Origin of the sequence: Mangrovimicrobium sediminis (genome assembly GCF_004745945.1) — a bacterium.
GTDB classification, from domain to species: Bacteria; Pseudomonadota; Gammaproteobacteria; order Pseudomonadales; family Halieaceae; genus Mangrovimicrobium; species Mangrovimicrobium sediminis.
This window is the reverse complement of record NZ_SRLE01000066.1, coordinates 1-1,343: the sequence shown is the minus strand read 5'-3', so window position 1 is coordinate 1,343 and position 1,343 is coordinate 1. Positions and strand designations below refer to the sequence as shown.

The window sequence follows — 1,343 nt, the reverse complement described above, 5'->3', positions numbered from 1 at the left end:
GCTGCCTTGACTTGTTATGCGCCTTTTTCATTTACAAACTCCACTGCTCTGGCGCCTGCTGCGAGCCCCAATTCAGTAAGGCAACGGCGCTCTACTTCGGACAGACCTCCCTCACACATTTCTTGGGGCGAGATGAATATACGGGGCGACTTTTTAAAAATACCTACTGCTCCGATACTCGATAAACCTTCCTTCAAGCATGCGACCGCTGGTTCGAAAGTGCCGACAAGAAGCCTTGTAGTCGAGTACGGCTCTTTTGGTAGTGCGGTGACAATACGAGACTCATGCATCAAGATCATCTTGTCCCGAAATATCTTGAGGGTGATATTCATTAGTGGAGTCTTGCTCCAGGCGCATAACGCCGCCAACACGGGCCGCAGTGGAGGCGCGAAGCGCCGGAACGGAGGTCCGGCCCCGAAGGGGCATTCGTGGTTGGCATTGTTATGTATTTCTCTCCGGCAAAATTAATACTTGCCATGACCGATAAAGTACTCTAGAGTTGCTATGGAGTACTTAGTAGTAACTATAGAGTAATACGGAGGACAGATGGTTAACGACTATGTATATATACCCATTAGCCTTGAGATTTATAGGGAGCTACTAACCCGCTACCCGGCTAACCCGCACACTGTAGTTGAAAATGTAGTGTACGACTTTTTAGAAAGAACTGTCGATGACGTTATTCAGGAGCGCCCGAAATCAGGCTTTATGTGGGAAAGGCTAATGCTACCCAGCGGAACCAGGATAAGAACAAAGTACTTTGGCGAGATATTTGAGGCTGTAGTAGACGATAGACGACTAATTTGGAACGAAGACGAATTTGAATCTATTGCCAAGCTCATAAATACGATGCGTGGTGGAACCAGTAATAACGCATGGAAGGTAGCTGAAATTAAACGTCCTGGCGATCACAACTGGATTCCCGCAATGAAGTTGCGGGTCTAGGAGAGCCACTATGCCCGGGCATATGTTACTCATGGTTTGTGAGTGCGGTATCGAGGCCCACGTTAGCCCCGGAGTATCCGACGATTTCCAAAGTTGGATTATTTATTATGACGCTGAAAGGCAGACGTTTGACACTATGGAAGAAAATAAAGCCAGGGACTTGGGAATCAAGGCTTTCCCTGATCCGTTTATCGAAGATCCTCTCAAGCTTGTCGCCGAGGTTGAGGGTGATATTTCAACGAGGCGGTATAAATGCCCTAGATGCCAGAAAATGAGTCTTCGTTATCTCTTTTTCGGACATTGGGATTAAAGCAGGAGCTTCACACTGCGGATACATAACGCTTAAGCAGGGGCCCGCGTTAGCGGGTCCCGGCACGAAGCGCCCTTGCTGCCTTGAC

2 protein-coding genes are annotated in these 1,343 nt (G+C 48.3%); one reads left to right on the top strand and one right to left on the bottom strand.

The annotated features are described in order from the left end of the window. Positions 1–14: 14 nt before the first annotated feature. Complete coding sequence (locus E4634_RS21390; protein WP_135446683.1) at positions 15–332, bottom strand: hypothetical protein; 318 nt, start codon at positions 330–332, stop codon at positions 15–17. A 214-nt stretch (positions 333–546) separates the two neighbouring features. On the opposite strand from E4634_RS21390, the gene E4634_RS21385 reads away from it, so the two are divergent. Then, positions 547–945 (top strand): hypothetical protein, encoded by a 399-nt coding sequence (locus E4634_RS21385; RefSeq protein WP_135446682.1) that lies wholly within the window; start codon positions 547–549, stop codon positions 943–945. Positions 946–1,343: the final 398 nt, after the last annotated feature.